This is a genomic window from Serratia sp. 506_PEND (assembly GCF_001076875.1).
Classification (GTDB): domain Bacteria; phylum Pseudomonadota; class Gammaproteobacteria; order Enterobacterales; family Enterobacteriaceae; genus Serratia; species Serratia marcescens.
Genome location: NZ_JVEL01000130.1, coordinates 1 through 1243, shown reverse-complemented (window position 1 = coordinate 1243; position 1243 = coordinate 1). Strand labels below are relative to the sequence as shown.

Below are 1243 nucleotides of genomic sequence, written 5' to 3'. Positions count from 1 at the left end.
GATACTGCGCCTCGAATTCGCCCTGCGGGCCGCGGCAGTGCGCCTGCCAGTTGTCGGCGATCGGCACCAGTGGCAGGTGCGCGAGGATGTCGTTTTGCAGACTTATATAAACCAGTTCATTCTTATTTCTAAAGAACGCCTCGCTGAACCTAATTTTTTAGCGTTAAAGTATATTATTTATCCCTCTCACTCTCACAAGCTACTTGTATTTGAAATTAGATGCTTCCATTTCTCAAGATACCCCTCAAACTCATCTATACTCGAAACAATCATAGACTCCTCGGTGTACTCATTAAAAATCTCTACACCGTTAGGTTTAATAGTTATAGTATGAGAGTTCCCCGTCCCCTCCCAAAATGGCAGAGATCCAGATCTTACAAGCTTACAAGCCTCAATAAACTCATTGACACCATAGATACTTCTTTGGATATCATCCTTTAAAAAGTCAATCAGTATCCTAAAATCACCATTAGCTTCTATAGATGGATAACCGTCATCACCAATAAAAAATCTCATTCCCACCTCCATTACATTATTGGGAAAGCTGTATTAATATTCCCACCAGAATCCAAATAGCCACCAATTTTCACGCCACTCGGAGATATACCCTCCCATTTTCCATTTGGCATGACCGTGCCATTATTATATGCCCCACGGACTTCGGACATTACTTTCTGCCTGTTCCATGATGTTGGGAAAAATGTAGATTCTGGCCCTTTTTGTACCCATTGCCCACTAGTAGAATCGAATATTTCCACTTTACCTTTATATACGCCATGAGCGTTTGGTGGTGTCGTGACTTGAGTTACTCTAGCTTTTCCTAGATGCCCAATGCTTCCTTCATGATGGAAACCAACAGCACGACCTCGGCGGTTAATCTCACCATGAAAAATATGTTTAGCGTTTACACTCTGACACCCAGCTAATCCCAAAGGATCAACCCACGTCAGTGGGTTCATGACATAAGCATATAAATTCAGCCCGCCTTCCAACCCTATCGGATCCTGCGTGGTGAAACGCCCCACCTCGGGTTCGTAGTAGCGGAACAGGTTGTAGTGCAGGCCGCTTTCGTCGTCCTGGTATTGCCCGGCGTAGCGCAGCGGCTGCTGGTATTGCGCGCCCTGCCGCTTCGCCGCGCCGGCCACCGTCTGGCCCTGCAGCTTGCCGAAGGTGTCGTATTGCCCGGACCAGCACAGGTTGCCCGCTGCATCGGTCACTTCCAGCGGCGCGCTGTTCAGATCGG

2 protein-coding genes are annotated in these 1243 nt (G+C 47.5%); both read right to left on the bottom strand.

Annotated elements, in window-relative coordinates; translation table 11 throughout:
• Nucleotides 1-192 precede the first annotated feature (192 nt).
• Nucleotides 193-516: a hypothetical protein gene (locus tag ADK28_RS03600; RefSeq protein WP_033640400.1), complete on the bottom strand. Its 324-nt coding sequence runs from the start codon at nt 514-516 to the stop codon at nt 193-195.
• Nucleotides 517-527: 11 nt separating this feature from the next.
• Nucleotides 528-1243, bottom strand: a 716-nt coding sequence (locus ADK28_RS33370; protein ID WP_048794907.1) for an EndoU domain-containing protein, incomplete at its 5' end; no start/stop codon positions are given.

Bases quoted from the DNA above. Each gene is read 5' to 3' on its own strand.
- ADK28_RS03600 (WP_033640400.1), bottom strand. From the start codon at position 516: ATGAGATTTTTTATTGGTGATGACGGTTATCCATCTATAGAAGCTAAT.